This window comes from Psychrobacter sp. JCM 18900 (assembly GCF_904846625.1).
Classification (GTDB): Bacteria; Pseudomonadota; Gammaproteobacteria; order Pseudomonadales; family Moraxellaceae; genus Psychrobacter.
Window position 1 is genome coordinate 103,051 of the sequence record NZ_CAJHBL010000004.1, and the last position, 23,277, is coordinate 126,327.

The window sequence follows — 23,277 nt, forward strand, 5'->3', positions numbered from 1 at the left end:
TCCAGTCATCGAAATTTAGCTATCTGCATCACATGTATTAACATCGTGGTGAAAACTGGCAATTTTGCTATAATAGTCAATTGAATACGTAAACAGCTCTTTGTAGATTCTATCCAGTGTTTAACGCCAGCAGGTGAGTTGATAGTGGTGCTTTGGTAGACCGCATCCTTTATCGCCAGTAAGCTGTGTAATAGGTTTCTTCCCATGCCCAACCTGAATAACGTCTCATCCCCTAGCTTGTGGCAGCGCATTTGGCAGGGTTTCTTGACCACTGTGGGTACCAAGCAGTTTTTTCGTATCTTTAGCCCTTGGGTTAAGTGGTTAGCGATATTGGCCAGTCTCTGTTTGCTCATTGGTAGCGTATGGGGCCTTGCATTTGCGCCGCCTGATTATCTTCAAGGGAATAGCTATCGCATTATTTTTATCCATGTTCCTGCTGCCAGTCTTGCCATTTCTATCTACTTTTCCCTTGCGGTCTTGGGGGTAATTTATTTGGTATGGAAAATTAAAACAGCCAGTCTGGTCGCGCAGGCACTTGCCCCAATGGGGTTTTTGCTGTGTGTCATCAGTTTGCTTACAGGCTCTATCTGGGCAAAGCCAACATGGGGTACTTACTGGGTGTGGGACGCACGCCTTACGTCAATGTTGATATTGGCGTTTTTGTACGCGGGCGTGATGGCACTGTTTGCTGCGTTTGAACATACAGCCAATCGCGGTAAAGCGGCTGCTATTTTATCTATCGTGGGCGCAGTGAACCTGCCTATTATCAAGTACTCAGTAGAGTGGTGGAATACCTTGCATCAAGGCGCGACCTTTAGCTTGACCGCCGCACCGAAGATGTCGGCAGATATGTGGATGCCCTTGCTACTGATGATTATCGGCAGTTATTTACTGGTTGCGACATTAGCGATTTATCGTACTAACACGCTGATTCTATACCGTGATCAAGGCAAAGCGTGGGTTAAAGAATACATTCGTGGTCAACACAAATAACGGCTAGGAAAATACTATGCAGCCTTACTTTTATAGCGTATCTGAGTTTTTCGCCATGGGTAAGCATGGGGTTTTTGTGTGGTCGTGCTGGGCGATAACGATTGGCGTGATGTTGGCGTTTATTATCTATAGCCGCAAACAACGACAGTCACTTATCAAACAGCTGACTATCCAGCAAGCGCGTCAAGCACAGCGAACCACCAAAACCTCAACGCCTGTAACCAAACAGGCGGAATAAAAATCATCTTAATATCAGGGTTTTAGCGTAAGAAGCCGTATCCTTACACTGACAAAAATATGACCTTATAGGCAATGATGAGGCTTATTGATTCGGCCGAAAAATGCTACCATATAGCGATTAGAAGAGTACGATTAGAAAGACATTTTTAGAACGTTTTTCTAATGGTGGTTTCTTCAAATTTTTCTGCTTTATAGATTGATTATGATTTATAAAACAGTGACTCATTAATGAGGTAGTGGTATGAATGCAGTTCGTCGGAAAAAACTGACGTGGGTTATGTTTACGCTGGCAGGTGCGGCAGTAGCAGTTATGTTGGTTATCTATGCCATCGGGCAGCAAACTGACTACTACTTTGATGCAACTGCGATTGCCCAAGGTGAAGCGCCTCAAGACAAACGTATTCGTGCTGGTGGTATGGTGGTTGCCGGTAGTGTGCAGCGTGCAGCAGACAATCCATTAAATGTTGAGTTTGCGATTACTGATTTTCAGTCAACCGTGCCAGTAACTTACCAAGGTATTCTGCCAGATTTATTTGCTGAAAACTCAGGTGTCGTGGCCACGGGTAAAATGCAAGGCGATACTTTCGTCGCTGGGGAAGTATTGGCCAAGCATGACGAAAACTATATGCCACCAGAAGTTGCCAAATCTATGAAAGAAAATAATCGCAGTGGAGCGATACCTTCTTCTGAACAGTATAATCCTGCTGAGAAGATTCATGAGACCGAAACGCTACAACAGTAATGATTTTGAGCTTTCATACCATATAAAAAAGCCACCGATTATCGGTGGCTTTTTATTGAGCTTGGTTTAGCTAATCAGCTAATCGTACTTATTAACCCTGTTAGTCATCCCATACTGGGCTATAGTCAGGATGTTCAATTTTACGACCGTCAGAGCTGGCTAGGTTACCGATTTTTTCTAACTCATCTGCACTTAACTCAACTTTAATGGCATCTAGATTGCCTTGCAAGTGATCAGGATTAGACGTTTTTGGAATGGCCACACGATGCTTGTCTGATAAGATCCATGCCAATGAAATCTGCGCTGGCGTTACATTGTGCTTATCTGCAATCTCTTTAATTACTTCGTTATCAAATACATCACCACGCGCTAATGGCGAGTAGGCTTCTAGTAGAATATGATGATTATTTAAGAAGGTCTGCAATGTGTTTTGTTTAATGAACGGATGAAACTCTACTTGGTTGACGACGATAGGCACATCAGCATATTTCTTGGCTTCGATGATATTAGCAATATTGAAGTTTGAAACACCAATATGACGCGTTAAGCCTTGCTTTTGGAGTTCACACAGCGCAGGAATGGTCTCAGATAACGGCACGCGGTCATCAGGCCAGTGCAACAGCAACAGATCGACATAATCTGTACCCAAATCTTCCAAAGAACGCTTGGCTGCTGCGACCAGTTTTTCCGGTTCAAACTTCATATCATCTGGAAAAATCTTGGTAGTCAAAAAGAACTTATCACGAGCCACGCCTGATTGCCTGATGCCTTCGCCAACTTCTTTTTCGTTACCATAAGCTTGAGCGGTATCGATATGCTCATAACCCATTTCTAACGCTTTTTTGACCACATCTACGCAATCTTGCCCAGTTGACTGCCAAGTACCTAGGCCTAGGATTGGGATATTTGCTTGGCCAGCGGTACGAATATTATAGTTTTTAGCGCTCATATTATTATCCTTGTTATGTGTATCTTATAATTTTCATTAGTTTCAAATGTCATCAATAGTATGGTCTAACGAGTAAATCACTATTGAGCCTGTCCACTATAGGAAAAACCAAGGACAAGTGGAAGAGTGAGTGACGGTTTCCTACAAAGGGCAAACAGGCTGTAACGTGATTTTTGATAGTTATTTAATGCACAGTTAGTCTTTTGATAACTGTATTGGAAGACAGCACTCCCAAAATTAAAGACAAAAAAACGCCCATCACTGTAAGCAATGGGCGTTTCTATTAATCATAACACCTAAAAAACTAGGTACTTTTGATTTAAAGTCTTATTGAGCAGCAGCTTCTGCAGTTTCTGGAGCGTCAGCGCTTTCAGTTTTAGCAGCAGTGTCCGTATGTGCGCTATGATCAGTACCCCAGATTTTTGGGTACTTGTAGCCAGGGAACGTTTCATGAGCATACTTTTTGAAAGCTTCTGAGTTATAAGCGTTGGTCACATCTTCAACCCATTTCTTACCAGTATCAGCAGATTTGATCGCTGACCAGTTTACATAAGCAAAGCTTGGCTCTTGGAACAATGCTTCGGTCAATTTGATACCAGAGTCAGTAGCGTAGTTACCGTTGATAACTGCGAAGTCAACTTCATCACGTGCGCGTGGTAATTGAGCAGCTTCTAGTTCAACGATTTCGATATCGTACTTGCTGTTATCAGCGATATCTGCTTTTGATGCTGTCAATGGATCAATGTTGTCTTTCAATTTGATCCAGCCAAGGTCGTTCATCATAACCAAAGCACGTGCAAAGTTACTAGGATCGTTTGGTGCAGAGACACTCATACCTTTAAATGCATCATCAAGGCTAGTCTTTTTACCTGAGTAGATACCAAGCGGAGCCGTTGGTACTTGGAATGCTTCTACTAGATCAAGATTGTTTTCTTTTTTGAAATTATCAAGATAAGGCTTGTGCTGGAAGATGTTGATATCCAAATCGCCTTCAGCCAATGCAAGGTTAGGACGGACATAGTCAGTAAAAGCAATCAACTCAACTTCATAACCTTGAGCTTCAAGCGTGCTCTTTACTTGGTTACGAACCATATCAGCAAAATCGCCTTCAGTCGTACCGATAACGATTTTGGTATGGTCAGGATCGATATCGCTAGCGGCAGTTTCTGCAGTGGCACCTTCGGTTACTGGCTCTTTAGTCGCTTCTGGCGCTGATGAGTTGCTGCAACCGACTAAGACTAGGCCTGATACACCAACAGCGGCAAATGCGGTAGCTAACTGACGGCTAATATCTGTTAATTTCATAATATGTCCTTAATAATGAATGGGATTGAGTAAAACGTTTATCGTCTGAACATTAAAAAAGCAACATTATAAATAGTAATGCTGCTTTTGTTGTAAGAGCTGAGATAAGGGTTGAGTGTTGCCAAAAATAAACCTAGTCGCTCGTAAAGTCAAGTATTCTCTAAAGCGGTTTAACGTTTGTCTAAACGATTGGCGAGCCAGTTACCAGAGGCTTGAATCGAGACGACCATGATAGATAGTACGATCACGATAAAAATCATTACCTCGGTTTGATAGCGATAATAGCCATAACGAATGGCCAAATCACCCAAACCGCCACCACCAATCATACCAGCGGCTGCTGAATAAGAGAGCAAGCTGATACAAAGAATAGTGACTGACAATACTAAACCTGAGCGGGCTTCGTTAAGTAATACTTTAATAATGGTAAAAGGCCTGGCCCCCATCGATTCAGTTGCTTCGATAATACCGCGCGGCACTTCGCGTAAATTTTGCTCGACCAAGCGCGCAAAATAAAACGAACCAGCGATAGCAAGTACCAGTGATGCAGCGATCGGTCCGATACCCGTACCAACGATGGCCTTGGTAAACGGACTCATCGCAATCATCAAAATCACGAAAGGGAAAGCACGCATAAAGTTGGTAATCCCGCCAAGCACACCGTACAATGTCTTGTTTTGCAAAAACTGTCGATCACTAGACAAAAACAAGAATACGCCAAACAGTCCACCGATGACGATTGCGACCGTGGTTGAAATACCGAGCATCACAAACGTATCAATAAACGCGCTCACGATCTCTTTGCGTAACACAAGTAATTTGTCTATAGAGGCGGATAATTCAGTACCAGTTAACATATCTATTTCTCCTGCCTCATTAGTCCTCGACGACTAGGCCTTTGCCAATCGGGGTGGTTGCTTGAATCAGACCGTCTCGCACATCCGCAACTTCTAATAGTTGTCCTTGATGCAATAACGCTGCGCGATCACAAAGTCTACGAATAACACTCATCTCATGGGTCACGATGACGATAGTCACGCCAAGCTGCTCATTGATATCGCGCAGACAAGTCAGCAAACTACGGGTCGTTGCAGGGTCAAGCGCACTGGTTGGCTCATCGGCCAACAATACTTTTGGACTAGGGGCAATCGCGCGGGCAATACCCACACGCTGTTTTTGTCCGCCTGATAGCTGCGCAGGATAGTGACCAGCACGATCGGTTAGATCGACAATCGCAAGACAATCCATAACGCGCTTATGAATGTCGCGACTTGGATAACCCGAGATTTTTAAGTTAAATGCCACGTTGTCAAAAACCGTTTGATTAGACATCAGATTAAACTGCTGAAAAATCATGCCGATATTATGACGAGCAATACGCAGCTCACTGGCAGACAGCGTGGTCAGGTCAGTACCATCTATCATGACTTGCCCCGAATCTGGACGCTCAAGCATGTTGATTAGGCGCAATAAGGTAGATTTACCTGCACCTGAATAACCCATTAGACCAAAGATTTCGCCTTGTTTGATAGTCAGAGATGTCGGCTCAACAGCGGTAAACCAATGTGGTTTGCCGTCTTTGTCTTTGATTGATCGGTCGCTTAAAAAACTTTTGGTCACATCGTTTAAGACAATCATGTCATTCATGGAGGGCTCAAAATTTAATAAATTTTTTAATGGTTAAAAACACGTCATCAGGCCTCTTTTAATATGTAAGAAGCTTGTCAAAACGACAAAAGTCAATAACCGTATAATAAGGGGCGGTAATATAGCATATTATCAGGCACTTTGGATATGCACATACGTGTCCGGCTTATGATTAATAGCTATTAAGAATAAGCAGTTAAAATGGCAAGTGTGAAGGCGACAGCGTGATAGCTATCTATATAACGATGGGGATTGATTACTCGTGATAGTTGTAATGAGGGTCATGATGAATGGGGATAGTCACCAAAAATCTAGTATGACCATTTAGGGTATCTGTAATAATTCGTCCTTGATGAGCGGTAACGATTTGTGAGACTAACGATAACCCTAATCCAGAGCCTTTGTTTTTCTGCTGTAAACGTACAAATGGGCTAAAGACTTCTTCTCGCTTGCCTTCAGGGATACCAGTGCCTTCGTCGATTACAGCCAGCACGGCATATTTCGGCAAAGGACGTTCGGGTTCAGTTTTGGCTTTTTTCATATGCTTAGCAAATAAGCCCTCTTTACGCACGACTGCACCTGAGCTCTCATTGTTTGAGCTATTAGATTTGGCGTCATCTTTCGTATTATTTGAGCCGTTATTTTTAGTAGCGGTATCAGTAGTAGATTTATCTGATTTTTGAGCACTATTCTCGATGAGAGTGTCAGTATTCTCGCTTTCTACGTTGCTTATAGAGTTTGTTTTAGCTACTTCAATCAAGCCAGCGTTGTCAGTATTATTAATACTATTAGCATCGCTAGCAGGTTCAGTAGAATCTGGGACAGCTTTCCAAATAACTTTCTTAATTCTGTCAGTTAACTCACTGGTAAAGCTGTAATAGTCAGCAAGTAGTGATGATTCACTAGTAGTAGGTTGGGGTTTGCTAGCACTGTCTATCAAGCTTTCATCTGAAAGGCCGTTATCAATACTGACTTCATCATTGCTCTCGTTGCTCTCGTTGTTCTCATTGCGAGCAGCTATATCCTCACCGTTTTTGTAGATAGTCGGCGTTGGTAGCTCTGCTACTGAGTCAGTCGTTTCGGATTTATTTTTATCAATCGAACTAGTAGCTTCGTGTTTAGCGGTTTGGTGTTCAATTACCTTGGCATCAGCGTTTTCTTCATAATCGTCAAAGTCTAAACTGTTGTAATCGACAAAGCTGCTGCATAGCACTGTTTGTAATAGATAGTCGGGCACAGTTCCGGCTTCTTCTATGCTCTGAACACCGTATAGCAATACCGTAACGGGTGGCTTGCCATGTAGCATAGCGTTGGTAAGTAAGTTACGAATCAAATGAGTCAACATTGATGATTGACCATCTATCACGATGTGCTCACCAATCAGCGTGGCTTCAGGATAGTGCTGACGTTCTTGATTTACCAAATCGTATAAATCGAGGTTTTCAACTTGCTGTAAAGCATGTCCCGCATCCAGACGGCTAACCAATAAGATACTTTCTACTAAGTCATTAAGACCTGACAAGTCTCTATTGATCGCTTGTGCCCGTTTATCGAATTTTGCTTTGGTATCAGTTGGTAGCGCACCAGCCAACATATCCATCATTTCAATCTGTAGACGGATACGCGTAATCGGTGTACGTAGCTCATGAGAGGCATGTGCTAATAGCAAGTTATTGGCATCAATTAAGTGTTCAATTTTTTGTGCCGCTTGGTTGAATCCGCGTGCTAGTGCAGCGATTTCGTCATTACCACGTGCATTCACTCGCACCGTAAAATCACCATCACCCAATTGAGTCATTTGTTGGCTCAACTGGTCAATCCGCCATGTCATCGTCCGGGCAATCAACCATAGTACACCTGCCATAATGAGTAGCAGTAGTAACGTACCAGTGAATAAGTTCAAGGCTGCAGAAAGGACAGGTTTTTTAGGTGTTAGACGTGATTCGTACAGTAAGGTATAACCCGTACTGCTATACACTTGAGCTTGCTTGGTAGGTGACGTGTCTGCAAGTGATGGAAAAACGCGCGAGAACAAAGACGGGGTAGGGGGAAGCTCTAGGGGTAGGTCACTGTTATCGGTTTGCATGAGTAGCCGACCTTCGCTGTCATACAATCCCATTTTTGCTTGCAGTGATTCATCAAAAATATCAAAGCTTTTCTTAACGACAGCCAGCATGAAACGCGACTGCAAACGATTGTCTTTGCTGATAGAAATATTCAATTCATGCAAGAATGGATCGATTTGCCCCAGAATCTGTGTGGCTAATATCTCTGAGCGAATACCAGCGTCTTTGTCATGAACAAGTTGGGTCAACAGCACCATTGCCACAGCAAATAAAGTAAGTGCCAGCATAACGCTGGCAAATAGTTTGGCAAATACGGAACGAAAACCCAATTGCTGCATTAAACGATCTCTGTTATTAAACGCTTGTACTGACTCATGGTATAGAGTTTACACCATGAGTCAGCTAATTAGGTATCCTTTACAATTACACCTGATCAGTGGCAAATTGATAGCCGACGCCGCGTACGGTAATAATACGTTTTGGCTGGCGTGGATTGTCTTCAATCAAAGCACGTAGGCGCGAGATATGTACATCAATCGCACGGTCAATATTGTCTGAGCTGTCATCATTTGGCATCGCTTGCCAGAGTTGCTCACGATTTAACACCTTGCCAGAATGAGTGGCAAAGTAGTGTAACAACTGAAACTGATGCGTGGTTAGACGTACTGGTTGGTCATCGATAGTGACTTCATGACTATCAGGGAACACACTCAAACGGCCAAAGGTGAGGCTGTCTGATTGGCTATCGGCTTGATTTGGTTGCTCATGACGACGAATAACCGCACGGATACGAGCTAAAAGCTCACGTGGCTCAAAAGGCTTGGCGATATAATCGTCAGCACCCATCTCCAATCCCAACACGCGATCGGTTGTATCGCCTTTTGCGGTCAGCATGATAATAGGTACTTTATTGGTCATGTTGTTTTTGTTGCCACGAATCTTTTGACACACTTGCATACCGTCCATATCAGGTAGCATAAGATCCAATACAACCAAGTCAATATCGCGCTCTTTGGTGTCTAATAAGTCGAGACCTTCTTGACCAAGTCCAGCATGATGCACATCATAATAGTTCATGGTCAAATAATCGCTGATCAGCTCAGCTAAATCTGGATCGTCTTCAATCAATAAAATCTGCTTACTCATAGGATGTCCTCTAATTGTTATTGTGATTTATAAAAAGTATAACGTTTCTGGTAATAATAAGTTGTTGGTAATGATAAATAGTTAAACTATTAAGCCTCTACGTTTTCAAATATACAGAATAGCGCATAATTAAATGTGAGTCGTATTTTAATACTCGGATAATGCTATATATAATAGGGCCATATTGCCTAATTATGCTGTTACAAAACAAGAGAAGCTTTGTTAATGTTTCTACGCAATGTAACTGTCAGCATAAGCTATTATGACACAATGACTTTTTTACCTTTAGAATCAACAGGTAAGTCAGCCAAACAAATCAAGCTATCATTGCTCACACCTGCTATCAAATACTGCTGCGTAGTAGGATCGTATTCAACTACTTCAATAGGTTGGCGCGTTAAACGCTGATCTTGTCCGATTATCCAAACATTTGCAGTCAATGGTTGTAGCGGCATATAAGGAGAAGTTTGCAACTCTGTTAGGTCGACGTCATGTAGAGCGCGCTTAGGTACGATAGTGCCAACATCTATTTGACCATAATTGACGCGCCCTGTGACTTTCATATTTGGCAGTAACTTATCACGACTTACTTCGTTGTCGATGACATTAACATAGACCAAGAGCTTTTTGGGCTGACTGGTCGATACCAGTTTGCTGACCTGTCCCGTAAACTTGTCTGAGATACCTTCGGCGGTAAAATTGACCGTTTGGCCAACTGAGAGCTGTGGTTTTGCTTGTATAGGTAGAGTAGCCATAAAATGCAGCTTGGTCTCGTCACTGATCTGTAGTAGAGACGCGCGCGCCGCTAGCTGTTGTCCTGCACTAGCAGACAAGTTTTCTACCCGCCCTGAAAAGCTGGCATGAATGGTAATCGAATTATACTGCGTATCTTGTTTAGAAGTATTAACGTTTGCATTTTGATTAATAGAATTCTTGCTATCAGTATCTATCGCAGAGTTTGCTTCTAACGTTTTGTCACTATCAGTTTTTCTTACAACAGCAATGTCTGTGTCTGGCGCAGCTTGTGCGGAGTTAGCATCAGAGTTTTTCGTATTTTCTGGATTGGTTTTGTTAACATCGTTTGATTCTACATTACCTTGTTCAGGCTTCTTTAAATCTTCAGTTTTGCTAGCCGTACCCACACGCCTAAAGACAAGCAATGGCGTGCCTTTTTCAACCCATTGACCTTCATTAACCAGTATTTTTTCTATACGAATCGGATGTACTGCAACAAATGTGGTCTGCTTGATAGGTTCGATATTACCTTGTAGTCCGAGACTGGGCTGATATCTTGAAGGTTTGATACTCAAGATATGTTCTGGTGTCATTGTGACACTGTCACTTGTGATGATAAGTGGCGTGTCAGCGGTCTCTTCTTCAGTGTCAGTAACAGCTGATTCATTTATAGGTGACGGCTGACAAGCAGCGATAAATAGTACGCTGAATAAATAGAGGCTTTTTCTTAAATATCTAGAAGCTGTCATAGCAGTCACCATTGTAATCGTCATATCATTATATAGTGAATTGCAATGTGGTGGAACGACTGTAAGATATTTACTAAACTTAGAAAGCTGATAATTAAAATACCTAGGAAAAGTTGAAGTTATACCTTTAATAAATAAGAACAGCTATTTGTGATACCAATGAGTTCGAACATAATTTTACTAATTACTGGAAAAGCCATAACAACTGTGCTAAAACAAACACTATAAATTGCATTGATACATTTTTATTACAAATGAAAATTATCCAGTAATATCATTGCCAGTTATATACAATACAAAATTATAATAACGATGCCTGCTATCTAAACTCCGATTTATTTATATATCAAAAAGTGGATTTATTGTTAATTAGAATAATTTTTAAATTTGACTTTCTTATTAGATATTTGAAGGGTAAGTTATTTTATCTAAGGTACTTAAATAACGCTGGATTTTGTAAGATTAATAATAAAGTGCGTATAGTACGCTATATTGATACTGCGATTAATCAGTAGGCATCAATTGTAGAAGATTCGCTGTTATCACAAATTTCAACGCAGACAATGCAAATGTAGGTACTTATATCGATCTGACAATAGATGATATAAAAGTTTAAAATAGCCAAGCAAATTTTGTATTGTTAGATAGCGTTACGAACAAATAGTCGTTTACAGGACAATGAGAATGGAAAATAATTTTGAAGGTTTAAAAGTAATGGTAATTGATGATTCAAAAACCATTCGCCGTACTGCAGAAACTTTATTACAAAAAGCGGGCTGTGAAGTAGTGACCGCTATCGATGGTTTTGATGCGTTAGCAAAGATTGTAGATAACAATCCAGATATTATTTTTGTTGACATTATGATGCCACGTCTAGATGGATATCAGACTTGTGCGCTGATAAAAAACAACCCCGATTATGCTGATAAACCTGTAATCATGTTGTCATCTAAAGATGGTCTATTTGATAAGGCACGTGGTCGTATTGTGGGCTCTGATGAGTATCTGACTAAGCCATTTAGTAAAGATGAGCTTTTTGATGCTATTAATCAGTACCGTTAATCGAATAAATATAGACTTACAGGGAGTGATTGATATTATCGCTCCAGATTATTTAATACTGAGTAATCATGATTAAAGAATGGCTACCAGTCGATTTACAAGTGCTATTTTTAATCGTTTTATCTGAACCATATATCAATATATCTTCACAGATATTTTAGAACATAAAGGAACCTCCTATGACTACCGTTTTAGTCATTGACGACTCGCCATCAGAAATGGCGAAATTTCGCGATATGCTTGCCAAAAACAACTTCCAAGTGTTGGAAGCGACCAATGGTGAGCAGGGTTGCCAGATGGCAGCTGAACATTTACCAGATGTGATTTTGATGGATGTGGTCATGCCTGAAATGAATGGTTTTCAAGCCACGCGTAAGATCACCCGCGGTAAAACCACTGCTCATATCCCTGTCATTATGATTAGTACTAAAAACCAAGAGACAGATAGAGTTTGGGGCAAGCGTCAAGGCGCCAAAGAATATATGAACAAGCCAGTTGATGAAAGTGGATTGGTCAATATGATTCGCAAAGTGATGGAGTAACTTGTGGCTTCTAGAGGATTTATCGAGCTTCTGCGTTTAGCAGATTTGGCACGCGCGCGCAAAAGCGGTCGCCGCGGTGGCCAAGAGTTTGATTGGCAAGGTGTGGTATTTGAAATTGGTGGGCAGCGCCTAGTTGCCCCTATGGGTCAGGTATCAGAGGTATTATCTATGCCAGAATATACTAGCCTACCTCTAGTAAAGCCATGGATGCTAGGTATTGCCAACATTCGTGGGCGACTATTACCTTTAACGGATTTGTCGCATTTTTTGCAAGTACCTAGTCGCTTGACACAAATGAGCCAACGAAAAGTTATCGTCATTGATTATGACAATAACTTTTCAGGACTGCTGGTAGATCAAGTACTTGGTATCGAACAGTTCACACAAGAACAGTATCGTCCAGAAGCCATAGATCCAGAGTCGCCATTTGCGCCTTATAACCATGGCAAGTTTTTCAAAAATGACCAAGACTGGTATGTATTTATGCCAAGTTTGCTCGCACAGGATCCTCAGTATTCAGATGCTGCGATATAGCTATCAATTATAAAGTACCTATCTATCAACAAATAACGATAGAAGGATAGAAGGATAGAAGGATAGAAGGATAGCGACTGACGTAATAGGGTTCGATGTCAGCATTTATACAGGCTTTGCTAATCATTGTTTAGATAACAATACGATTGTCAAAGTCAGCCACAATTAGACTTTGATGACTGTTTGAAAGGAAGACGCAAGATGAGTGATGTGATAAAAAAACCTGTAGCTGGTATGGCCAAAACATCAGCAGATGGCAAAGACGCTGATAGTACCTGGAAGCTATTGTTAGGATTTTTTGTTCTATTAAGTTTGGCTTGTCTGATTTGGCTAGTTAACTCGCTATCATCGGTAAGTCAGTATTTCGATAGTTTCAATCAATCTGTTATCTTGCCAGCAGCTATATTTGCAATCGGCGCATTAGGGATTCTGTTTGCTTTGTACCAGCTACTGAAAAACCGTGGTGGATCAGAGCGATCGCTTATTGAAAAAGAAACCTTGCGTCGTCGCCAAGAAGCAGAAGCTGAGTCTGAGCGAGCGCGTCAAATCCAAGAAGAAAACGAACGTAACCAGATCGCTATTTTACGTCTGCTTGATGAATTGGGTGATTTGGCAGAAGGTGATTTGACAGTCAACGCGACTGTATCAGAAGATTTTACAGGGGCAATTGCTGATTCAGTCAACTTTGCAATTGACCAATTGCGACAGCTGGTACTGGTTATTAACAGCACTGCTGACCGAGTTTCACAGTCTTCAGATCAAACGCAGATGAATGCTGTTGAACTGGCCGAAGCTTCTGAACACCAAGCACAAGAAATTGCTGGTGTATCAGCCGCTATTAATGAGATGACTGTCTCAATTGATCAGGTTTCAAACAACGCTGCAGAATCTGCAACGGTTGCCCAGCGTTCAGTTGCTATTTCTCACAATGGAGCAGAAGTTGTACAGCGCTCTATTGAGGGTATGAACGTTATTCGTGATCAGATTCAAGAAACGTCAAAACGTATTAAGCGTCTTGGTGAGTCTTCGCAAGAGATTGGTGACATCGTTGGACTAATTAACGATATTGCTGACCAGACCAACGTTTTGGCATTGAACGCCGCTATTCAGGCATCGATGGCAGGGGAAGCGGGCCGAGGCTTCGCGGTTGTTGCTGATGAGGTACAGCGTCTGGCTGAGCGTTCAGCAAACGCTACTAAACAGATTGAAACGTTGGTAAAAACCATTCAGGCTGATACCAACGAAGCGGTTATGTCAATGGAGTCAACAACTTCTGAAGTTGTACGCGGTGCACGCTTAGCGAAAGATGCGGGTGAAGCACTAGAAGAAGTACAGAGCGTTTCTAATACTTTGGCTGACTTGATTCAAAACATCTCAAACGCTGCATTACAACAGGCTGAGTCTGCGGGTCATATTTCTCACACCATGAACATCATTCAAGATATTACCTCACAAACTTCTTCTGGAACGATGGCAACAGCCCGTTCTATTGGTGAGCTAAGTGAAATGGCGGCAGCACTACAGGAATCGGTAACAGGCTTTAAGGTATCGAACGACGACGAGCTAGTAGATTATGAAGTGTTGGATACGGAAGGCGCATTGAAAGAAAGCGTTTAGTGATTAGTTATTCTTTTAGAGCAAGATTGATAGTATTTGATTTTTCTGCATATTGAACAAAGTTGCTGTACCAAGAATGATAAAAATAAGCCGTAATTATAGTAGGTGATTTGTCTAGCTTAGGTAATGTTGGTAAGCCAAACCATCTGTTTAATACAGTTGATCTGACATTGGGTAATACTTTGATGAAAGTCGACAGTTTGGATGTGCAGCGATGGCAGAAGTACATAGAGCAAGAGACTGGATTTGTGCTGCCAGACATACAACTACAGTGGCTGGCCAATGCAGTCGACTGTACGGCGATGTCGAACGGATTGAGCGTTCAACAATTATGGTATCAACTATCGAAAAGTGATGAGTTGCGTCAGCAGTTGTTAGACAAAGTACTCATTCATGAGAGTCGCTTCTTTCGACATAGACCCTCTATCGACTTTGTCACAGAGTATGCATTGCAGCATCATAAAGCGGACAACATTGATAGTTTGTTTCGTATTTGGAGTGTTGGCTGCGCAAGTGGACAAGAAGCTTGGTCACTGGCCATGAGCTTGGCCGCACAGCGATGTCAAGACTATAAAATATTAGGGACGGACATCAGCGAAGAGGCTATTAAAAGCGCACGGTTGGGACAATACGATAACAGGCAACAAACTTTAATCCCGCAATCGTGTCAGCCGTTCGTTCAGCCGCTGCCATCTAAGATTACATTAAACAGATCGAAGCCTGACACACCAGAAGCGGCTAATAGTATGCAGGAGAATTGGCAGGTAGCGCCTGTATTGCAGCCACATGTCAATTTTTCTGTACACAATATTATTGAACAAAAACCACCCACTACGCATCTTCAGAATGTGATTATTTGCCAAAACATGCTGCTATATTTTCGTAAATTTGATCAGCGTGATATTTTGGCACGGTTATCAGAGCAGTGCGCGTTAGAGGGATATATTATATTGGCTCCAGGTGAGGCGTTGTTCTGGCGTCCTTCAAATATGCGCCGCATTGCGCACCCACAGGTTAATGTGTGGCAAAAAATTAGTGCCTAAATTAGTGCATAGACGAGTTAGGATAAACCTATGAAAAACCAGCCCAATGACATAGTGACGTTTCAGTGGTTGCTACCATTATTCAATCAGCAGTTAACACAGATATCTGACGGTTGGCAATTAGGTGAATCTAGCATCGACCATGAGCAACTAATATCAAGTTATCATCAGGTTAGTGGTGCGCTCATCATACTTAAACTACCTTTACTAGCAGGTGTTGCTAGCAAGTTGAGTCAACTCGCAGGATTACAAAGTTGTGACGATTTTTCTATTAAAGAGCGCCGTATAGGTCAGTTCTCTCATCGATTATTACAACGAGAGATTAATCAGTATGCGCGTACAGGAATCTATCATAGAGGTCTAATAAGTAGAGCAATTGATGAGCTGACCCAAGCTTTGTCTCAACGAGATATAGAAACTGACATTCTTGTAAATGTTAGTGACGTTCAGCATGAATACGCAAGCGATCATGCGAATAACGAAAATATTATCAATAATATTGAAGCCGCCCTACCTACAGAACAAGCTACTGCTAGCTTGACAAGTGAACAGTGTCAGCAGTTGCTACTCGTATGGCGTCAGCAAGTACAAGCATTACTGATCACTAATACAAATCAGTCGTCAGCACTCAGTACCTTAGGAAAAGCTAGCCAGTATCTCAGGCAGACAACACAAGATAGTGGTTTACAAAGACTATGGTGTTTAACTGAATTACTGCTAAGCGATCTGGCCCAAAACGAGAAACCACTTCCTGAGCGTTATGCTCCATTATTAGGTCAGCTTGATCAAGTTATAGAGTCTTGTGCCCAGTCAAATGAAGTACCTTCAACTATAGTTGTAAGATTGACCACCGCAATCTATGTCGAATTGAGTTATCTAGCGCACAGTAGCAAACGTACTCAGTCTATTTTGGATAAAGTATCTCAAAGTACCACGACAGCGTCTCGTTTTTTACCACAATTATTAACTCAACTTGATGCGCTTATTTTCAAGCTAGATGAGCCAGATAGCTTAGTAGCTCCTTTACAACATATCGGAGAACAGCTCAAAAACCGAGGCTGGACTTACTATGTGTCTCAGGTGGAATCAATCCTTGCAGATTTGAAACAGTCTCTCGTATCAGAAACAAGTTTTGCGCAAGAGCAATGGCAAATTGAACGCAAGCTGCAAGAGTTATACAACGCTATTTATAGTACTGAACAAACTATTTCACTTAAGATTGGTGATGCGACCTCTTTCGCTACTTTGCCTGAAGTGATAAGCAGCAATGAGACAGAATTAATAGGTAAACATGACTCTATTCCTACCGATGATGGCCTACGTGAGCTTCGAATTGCAGTGGAAGAGATAAAGCAAAATTTCAACGATTATATACAACATCAAGATATTGGGTTATTACCAGCGTCTGCTGATTTTACTAGTATTGGTCAAGCTTTTGACGATATGGAATTGCCAGAAATTCGTCATACTATGGATGATATCGGTAGTCTATTTGCACAGTTAACTACTCGTAATATTACTACCCCGAGCTGGAGTTTGGTGCAGGCGTTGGCTGAGAGCTTAACGTCTATTGAGCTATTACTTGATTATCTTGCGCAGCAGGTTTTCGACCAGCAGTTGCTCACTTTAGCAAATGAACATACGGCCAGAGCAACACAGCTTCTTGATACTGATATCGAATCACCAGCAATGCTTAACGAGACTGTACTCACTCAAGGGTCAGCTGCGACGAATGTTGTACGTTACGATGATAGTGGCGAGATCAGCCCTGTTATCAATATAGACGATGCAAATGTAGTTGAACAAGATAATGTGAGTCTGTCCAATAGTACTGAAAGTGATGCACTAAAGCAGGCTCGTGAACACGTGAAGCCTGATAACTTTGAAACAGATGAAGATGTCCACGATATCTTTATTGAAGAAGTGACCGAAATTATCACTGATCTTGAAGATTTCCTTCCTATCTGGGCGCAAGACTCACAAGATCTAACACCATTAACCGAAGTGCGTAGAGGTTTTCACACTCTAAAAGGCTCAGGTCGTATGGTGGGTGCCTTTAGTATCAGTGAAATAGTATGGTCAATCGAAAACCTACTCAATCGTTTATTAGATAAAACATTACCAGTAACAGATGATGTTGTAAATCTAGTGGTTGATACCACAAAAATTCTACCAGCATTGGTAGCAGATTTTTCAGCGCAGCGCTTACCAAGATTTGATCCTGCGATTGTTATCTTACAAAGTAGTAATCTTATGAGTCAGCAGCCGGTCAACACTGGACTGACGCTAGCTGAACTTGCTCCCAAAGAGTTTATGTCAGATGATGCAGAATTAGAAAAATCGCTACTAGAAATCGATAATGCTGATAACGATTCTAATAACGTTTCTAATAACGATAGTACCGAGTTGGCTACTGAATCGAATAATAAGGAAGCGAATATCAACGAATATCTATCTACGTTGAATATTCCAGAGAGTCTTGCACCTTTTATTAGAGAGACTAATCAACTACCAGCTGATGCCGACGATGCAGATCCTGATATCAAAGAGATATTTATAGAAGAGGCCAATGAAGTATTGGCAGAAATTGTGCCATTGTATGAAAGCTGGCAGAAAACACCGAGCGATCTAGAGGGATTAAAAGATATTCGCCGTGGTTTCCATACCTTGAAAGGTTCGGGCCGCATGGTAGGTGCTAACTATACAGCGGAACTGGCATGGTCTATAGAAAACATGCTCAACCGTATTTTGGATAATAGTGTCGCTATCTCAGCTGATATGCGTCAGTTAATTACAGATGTATTGGCGGCTTACCCCAATATGCTTGTAGCGTTTGAACAGGGTACTCAAGACTATCCAGCTGTAGTTCCAGTGTGGATTGCGTGTGCTGATGCGTATAGCAAGCAGCAGGGTAATGGATTTAGCTATGCTGCTTTGTTTGCACAGTCAGTAAGTAGTTCTATAGATGAGATGGAAGAAACAACGCCATGGTCTGATACGGCTGAGACTGGCAATGCTTATGATGACAACAGTAATGAAGCTATAGACTCTACCTTACAGACCTTTCATTCGGTCAATGAAAAAATGGCAGAGGCAGCGGTTGTCCTTACCCCTCAAACTGAGGAAGAAAAAGCATTTTGTAAGATATTTATTGATGAAGCAGAAGAGCTGCTTGACTGTATCGAACAGTTTGTCAAAGACAATAGAGAACAGCGTCATATAGAAATCACAGATGAAATCGTACGCGCATTTCATACTTTGCGCGGCGCTTCTGGTTCTAGTGCTTTGGCCGCTATCAGTGAAGTCAGTGCAACCATCGAGCATAGCTTGGAGTCATTACAACAACAAGATATAGGCATGAATGCTCAGCACTTAGAAGCATTGGCCCAGTCAGCCACATTAATAGAGGGTTATCTAAATAACTATAAGCAAAATATAGAGCAGCACGATGTATCAGCAGAGGACGATGGGTCGCAGAGTCAGCATGATATAGCGTCATTGCAAGCCATGCTTGGCGAGCAATACGTGGCTAATGACACTACTGTCATGACCAATAAGAAACCGACGATAGAAGAGTTATTAGACAGTAATATTGATACGTTGCTCGATGCTGAGTGGGAATTAGATGATGCGTTGAATCATACTGAGATAGAGCATGTTCAAGGCTATATAGAGCAGCAAACCTCTCAAATAGCTTCTCTTATGGAAAAAGCGCAAGCATTTCCAAAATTTTTCACGATTTTAGATGAGCTAGGTAATGCGTATCGTTATTTAAGTAATCATATCGATAAAGCTCAAAATCAAGACATTCAAGCGATATTGCATGCAGGTCATGCTCAGCTGATTGGCTTGTTTGATGCCTTAGCTGGAAGTACCTCCTTAAAAATAGATAAACAAGTCATTGATGATCTACAGAGTATTTATCAAGAAAGGGGTGAGAACGAGGACGTTGGCTTCACCGTTAAAGTTGTTCCAGCAACTGAGTTACAGTTTGAAACGATTGACACTGATATCGAGCTATTAGAGATATTTTTAGAAGAAGCACAAGAGCTTGATACTGCACTAGATGAAAGTTTCAATAAATGGCGTGCCGATATCACCAATGTCAATGCGCTGAAAGTTCTACAGCGTCATTTGCACACGATCAAAGGTGGTGCACGGATGGCTGGTATCCGTAGTATTGGTGATTTGACTCACGAAGCAGAAAGCGTCTACGAGTCGTTTGTAGAGAACCGAAGAGCGCCAACCGCGCAGTGGCTTGAAATCATGCAAATGGTGCAAGACACGATGTCACTACAAGTGATGCATATTGTGAGTCATAAGAAATCTTTCTTTACTCCAGAGCTGATTGAACAGTTGCGCCAGCTTGAAAAAGCAAAAACGTTACCAGAGGTAGTCGATCTAGTCATACCAGTACCAAAAAATCATTTTGAACCTACAGAGCGTAGCATTGCTGCCAATGTTGTTGACAGTGATAACGAGGCATTGAGTACCCTAAGTCTGGATAGCATGATTAATCAATCGTGGGCTAACGGACTCCCTGATCCTGATATATTAGCGGTATTTTTAGAAGAAGCAGAAGAGCTTACCAATCGTAATAAGTATCTGCACTTGTTCTTAAAAGACACGAGTAATGCCACAGCGTTACAAGCGCTCCAACGTGACTTGCATACCATAAAGGGTGGCGCACGAATGGTCACTGCCTCTGGTATCGCTGACTTAGCTCACGAAATGGAATCAGTTTATACGGATTTTGTTAGTAATCGACGTCCAGCCACCAAAAAAGTATTAGAGTTACTGGTTGCAAGTCATGACTGGCTAGCTGATGCAGTATTTATTCTTCAACAACATGTTAATCCACCAACGCCTACGTTGTTGATTGAAGCATTGGAGCAGTTTGGTAGAAACCCTGATAGCATAAAAACGATACCTAAAGAGTCTCTACAAGCCCAGCGTGAAGCAATCCTAATTGCCAAAGAAAACCAAGATTCGCAGTATCTTGCAAAAGATATCAGTGAAATGCCGTCTATGCTTAGAGATACTCATGAAGAAGATCAGAGCGCTAGTAGCAATGAGATGATTCGTATCTCAGGTGGTTTGATTGAGCACATGATTAACTTGTCTGGCGAGTCAGCGATTAACCGTGCTCGTATCGATATGGGTATCAGTAGTCTAACAAACAGTATTGAAGAGATGGGTACGACAGTACAACGCTTGGCAGATCAGCTACGTCGTATGGAGATCGAGCTAGAAGCACAAATTTTGTCTCAGATAGATGAGGAACTCATCGATAATGAAGACTTTGACCCTCTAGAGATGGATCAATACTCATCATTGAATCAGCTGTCTAAATCTTTAACAGAGTCGGCCTCGGATTTGGTTGATATTAACCATACACTATTAGAAAAAACACGCGATAGTGAAAGCCTGCTGCTACAATTATCTCGTACCCAGACTGAATTGCAAGACGGTTTGATGAATTCACGTATGGTGCCATTTACGCGCTTGACACCACGTCTTGAACGTATCGTACGTCAAACAGCTAACGAGCTTAATAAGTCTGTTGAACTGACCATTGTTAATGCTGATGACGAGATGGATAGAACCATTCTAGAGCGCATTACGTCACCGCTTGAGCATATGTTACGTAATGCTGTCGACCATGGTATTGAAACCACGTCAACCCGTCTGAAGTCAGGCAAAGAGCGTAGTGGCCGTATTACCCTTGAGGTCCGTCGTGAAGGTAGTGAAATCGTCATTCAATTAACAGATGATGGGCGAGGCATTGATGTTGAAGCAGTACGTAGCAAAGCCATCTCTCAGGGTCTAATTGATGCAGACGATAATAATCTGTCAGACCTTGATATTATGCAATATATTTTCAACGCCGGATTGAGTACGAGTCAGCAAGTGACTCAGATTTCTGGACGCGGCGTTGGTATGGACGTTGTTATTAGTGAGATTCGCCAACTAGGTGGCTCAGTATCCGTCGTTTCAGAGTTGGGTAAAGGCTCAAGTTTTACGATGCGCCTACCATTGACGGTAGCCGTGTCTGACGCATTGGTTGTTCGTGCTGCAGATCGCTACTATGCAATTCCATTGGTACAGATTGAGCGTGTGGTTCGAGTGAACCCAGAGAAGCTCTATGACTATTATCAATCAAATGATGCCACATTGAATTTTGAAGACACTGAGTATCGAGTACGCTACCTAAATGAGATTTTATCAGGTAATAAGTTAAATGAGTTGGTCGTAAATACCAATACCAGCTTACCGCTTATCATTATTAAAAACCGTACCGGACAGAATATTGCTTTGCAAGTGGATCAGATTGCAGGTTCGCGCATAGAAGTTGTTGTCAAACCTTTAGGCCAACAATTATCAAATATTCCAGGAGTTTCAGCTGCTACTATCATGGGTGATGGCTCGGTCATGCTCATCTTAGATCTGATTGCTCTTATGCGTAATGCGCAATTGGTCAAGAATATTACGAAAGCTGCTGATGCTAAAAGAGGACGTATAGAGTCTAAATCTACCATTCTAGTCGTCGATGATTCAGTGACAGTGCGTAAAGTAACCTCACGTTTCTTAGAGCGCCAGGGGTTCAATGTGGCAGTCGCTAAAGATGGTATTGACGCAATTGAGATATTGCAAGATATGACACCAGATATGATATTGCTTGATATCGAAATGCCTCGTATGGACGGCTTCGAGGTCGCCACTCAAGTCAGACATAATAATCGTCTAAAGCAAATTCCGATTATTATGATAACGTCACGTACTGGCGAAAAGCATCGTGAGCGTGCCTTAGAGATTGGTGTGAATGACTATATGGGTAAACCATTCCAAGAAAAAGAGCTGCTTGATAAAATGCAAAAATTACTAGGTGAAGGGGTTAGCCTGACTAATGAAGGATAATGCACGTGTTTTAGCGCTGCGAAAAAAAAATAAAAACGATATTAAAGTGATGGTGGTGGCAGAAGACCACCGCCAGCGCATGGCTTTTTCAGATACGGTACGTGGTTTCGGCTTTATGCTAGTCGGCTGTGTGTCACGAACACAGTGGCATGAAACAGGTGAGCTTTCTAACTCAGCTATCGATATTTGGCTGATAGACAGTGATTATGATGACAGTGTGGCAATAGCGACGGTGGCATCCAAACCAGCAGCAGTACTAGTAGGCTTCAGTCAAGCACCGTATCTAAACGAATCGCAAGAATATGCAAAATGGCAACGTAAGTTAAAGCGTAAATTTGCCCAGTTGCTTGATTTACCAACACTAGTAGATGCTCCAAATTATAAGAGCGCCGCTACTGACTGGCATTATGTCGTATTTTTAGGTGCTTCTATGGGTGGTCCTAGTGCGGTCAAAGAGTTTTTAGATAACGTACCAGCCACACTGCCAATTTGTATTTTATTGGCACATCATTTTAATCAGGCTATGATTGGTACGTTGCCCCGCATACTTAATCGTCATAATGACTGGCGCTGTAAGATTATCGCTTCTTCACAGCGGCTACGAGCAGGAGAGTGTCTGATAGTACCTATTGATAAGCAGGTTGTCTGTGATTCAACAGGTCGCGTGATACTATTGGATCAAGATTGGCATGGTGAATATAAGCCTGCAATCGGGCAGCTGCTCAAAAATACCAGTGATGTTCATGGTAGCGAGCTTATTAATATTATATTTTCAGGTATGGGTAATGATGGCTCTCAGTATCTAGACTTAATCCAAGACAATAACAGTCAATTATGGGCACAAGATCCGAGCTTGAGTGCATGTCCAAGTCAGCCTCAGGCTATCATTGACTCAGGGTATTGCAATTTTGTTGGTAGCCCTACCGATTTAGCAAAAAAACTAACCGATTACATTGGTGAAAGGGCAGATAGCCATTCACATTAACTTA

General features: G+C 41.9%; 16 protein-coding genes and 1 pseudogene. 10 read left to right on the forward strand and 7 right to left on the reverse strand.

What is annotated here, in order from left to right; genetic code table 11:
* The first annotated feature begins 204 nt into the window (after positions 1-204).
* The 3 genes from ccmC (at position 205) to ccmE (ending at position 1,975) form a co-directional block, all read left to right on the forward strand.
* The gene (gene ccmC, locus JMX96_RS08710) at positions 205-993 is read left to right on the forward strand and encodes a heme ABC transporter permease CcmC (RefSeq protein WP_057761594.1); all 789 of its coding nucleotides are present in this window, start codon (positions 205-207) and stop codon (positions 991-993) included.
* A 16-nt stretch (positions 994-1,009) separates the two neighbouring features.
* Positions 1,010-1,231, forward strand: coding sequence for a heme exporter protein CcmD (ccmD, locus tag JMX96_RS08715; RefSeq protein WP_057761592.1), 222 nt, complete (start codon positions 1,010-1,012; stop codon positions 1,229-1,231).
* A 243-nt stretch (positions 1,232-1,474) separates the two neighbouring features.
* On the forward strand, positions 1,475-1,975 hold the full coding sequence (gene ccmE, locus JMX96_RS08720) for a cytochrome c maturation protein CcmE (protein WP_101206027.1): 501 nt from the start codon (positions 1,475-1,477) through the stop codon (positions 1,973-1,975).
* Between the two features lie 100 nt (positions 1,976-2,075).
* Here ccmE and JMX96_RS08725 read toward each other — a convergent pair whose 3' ends face one another.
* From JMX96_RS08725 to JMX96_RS08755, 7 genes are all read right to left on the reverse strand, one after another.
* Complete coding sequence (locus JMX96_RS08725; protein ID WP_102091823.1) at positions 2,076-2,924, reverse strand: aldo/keto reductase; 849 nt, start codon at positions 2,922-2,924, stop codon at positions 2,076-2,078.
* 327 nt (positions 2,925-3,251) lie between these two features.
* Entirely contained in the window at positions 3,252-4,229 is a 978-nt protein-coding gene (locus JMX96_RS08730) for a MetQ/NlpA family ABC transporter substrate-binding protein (RefSeq protein ID WP_201568699.1), read from the reverse strand.
* Positions 4,230-4,399: 170 nt separating this feature from the next.
* Entirely contained in the window at positions 4,400-5,056 is a 657-nt protein-coding gene (locus JMX96_RS08735) for a methionine ABC transporter permease (RefSeq protein WP_370587210.1), read from the reverse strand.
* A gap of 49 nt (positions 5,057-5,105) precedes the next feature.
* Complete coding sequence (locus JMX96_RS08740; protein ID WP_201568700.1) at positions 5,106-5,876, reverse strand: methionine ABC transporter ATP-binding protein; 771 nt, start codon at positions 5,874-5,876, stop codon at positions 5,106-5,108.
* Positions 5,877-6,132: 256 nt separating this feature from the next.
* On the reverse strand, positions 6,133-8,280 hold the full coding sequence (locus JMX96_RS08745) for a sensor histidine kinase (RefSeq protein WP_201568701.1): 2,148 nt from the start codon (positions 8,278-8,280) through the stop codon (positions 6,133-6,135).
* 85 nt (positions 8,281-8,365) lie between these two features.
* Positions 8,366-9,088 (reverse strand): response regulator transcription factor, encoded by a 723-nt coding sequence (locus JMX96_RS08750; RefSeq protein ID WP_057761578.1) that lies wholly within the window; start codon positions 9,086-9,088, stop codon positions 8,366-8,368.
* Between the two features lie 260 nt (positions 9,089-9,348).
* Positions 9,349-10,572: an efflux RND transporter periplasmic adaptor subunit gene (locus JMX96_RS08755; RefSeq protein ID WP_201568702.1), complete on the reverse strand. Its 1,224-nt coding sequence runs from the start codon at positions 10,570-10,572 to the stop codon at positions 9,349-9,351.
* Between the two features lie 684 nt (positions 10,573-11,256).
* Between JMX96_RS08755 and pilG the strand changes: the two genes are divergently transcribed.
* The 7 genes and pseudogenes from pilG (at position 11,257) to JMX96_RS08790 (ending at position 23,273) form a co-directional block, all read left to right on the forward strand.
* Positions 11,257-11,634, forward strand: a complete 378-nt coding sequence (gene pilG, locus JMX96_RS08760) for a twitching motility response regulator PilG (RefSeq protein WP_102091826.1) — start codon at positions 11,257-11,259, stop codon at positions 11,632-11,634.
* A 179-nt stretch (positions 11,635-11,813) separates the two neighbouring features.
* Entirely contained in the window at positions 11,814-12,176 is a 363-nt protein-coding gene (locus JMX96_RS08765) for a response regulator (protein WP_057761573.1), read from the forward strand.
* A gap of 3 nt (positions 12,177-12,179) precedes the next feature.
* A complete protein-coding gene (locus JMX96_RS08770; protein WP_160022438.1) occupies positions 12,180-12,710 on the forward strand; it encodes a chemotaxis protein CheW in 531 nt (176 codons plus the stop codon).
* A 543-nt stretch (positions 12,711-13,253) separates the two neighbouring features.
* Positions 13,254-14,327, forward strand: a pseudogene (locus JMX96_RS08775) (methyl-accepting chemotaxis protein); the annotation flags it as partial.
* Between the two features lie 110 nt (positions 14,328-14,437).
* Complete coding sequence (locus JMX96_RS08780; protein ID WP_227676995.1) at positions 14,438-15,370, forward strand: CheR family methyltransferase; 933 nt, start codon at positions 14,438-14,440, stop codon at positions 15,368-15,370.
* A gap of 30 nt (positions 15,371-15,400) precedes the next feature.
* Positions 15,401-22,288, forward strand: coding sequence for an Hpt domain-containing protein (locus tag JMX96_RS08785; protein ID WP_201568704.1), 6,888 nt, complete (start codon positions 15,401-15,403; stop codon positions 22,286-22,288).
* Positions 22,278-23,273: a chemotaxis protein CheB gene (locus JMX96_RS08790; RefSeq protein ID WP_201568705.1), complete on the forward strand. Its 996-nt coding sequence runs from the start codon at positions 22,278-22,280 to the stop codon at positions 23,271-23,273. The genes JMX96_RS08785 and JMX96_RS08790 overlap by 11 nt, the downstream gene beginning before the upstream one ends.
* Positions 23,274-23,277 lie beyond the last annotated feature (4 nt).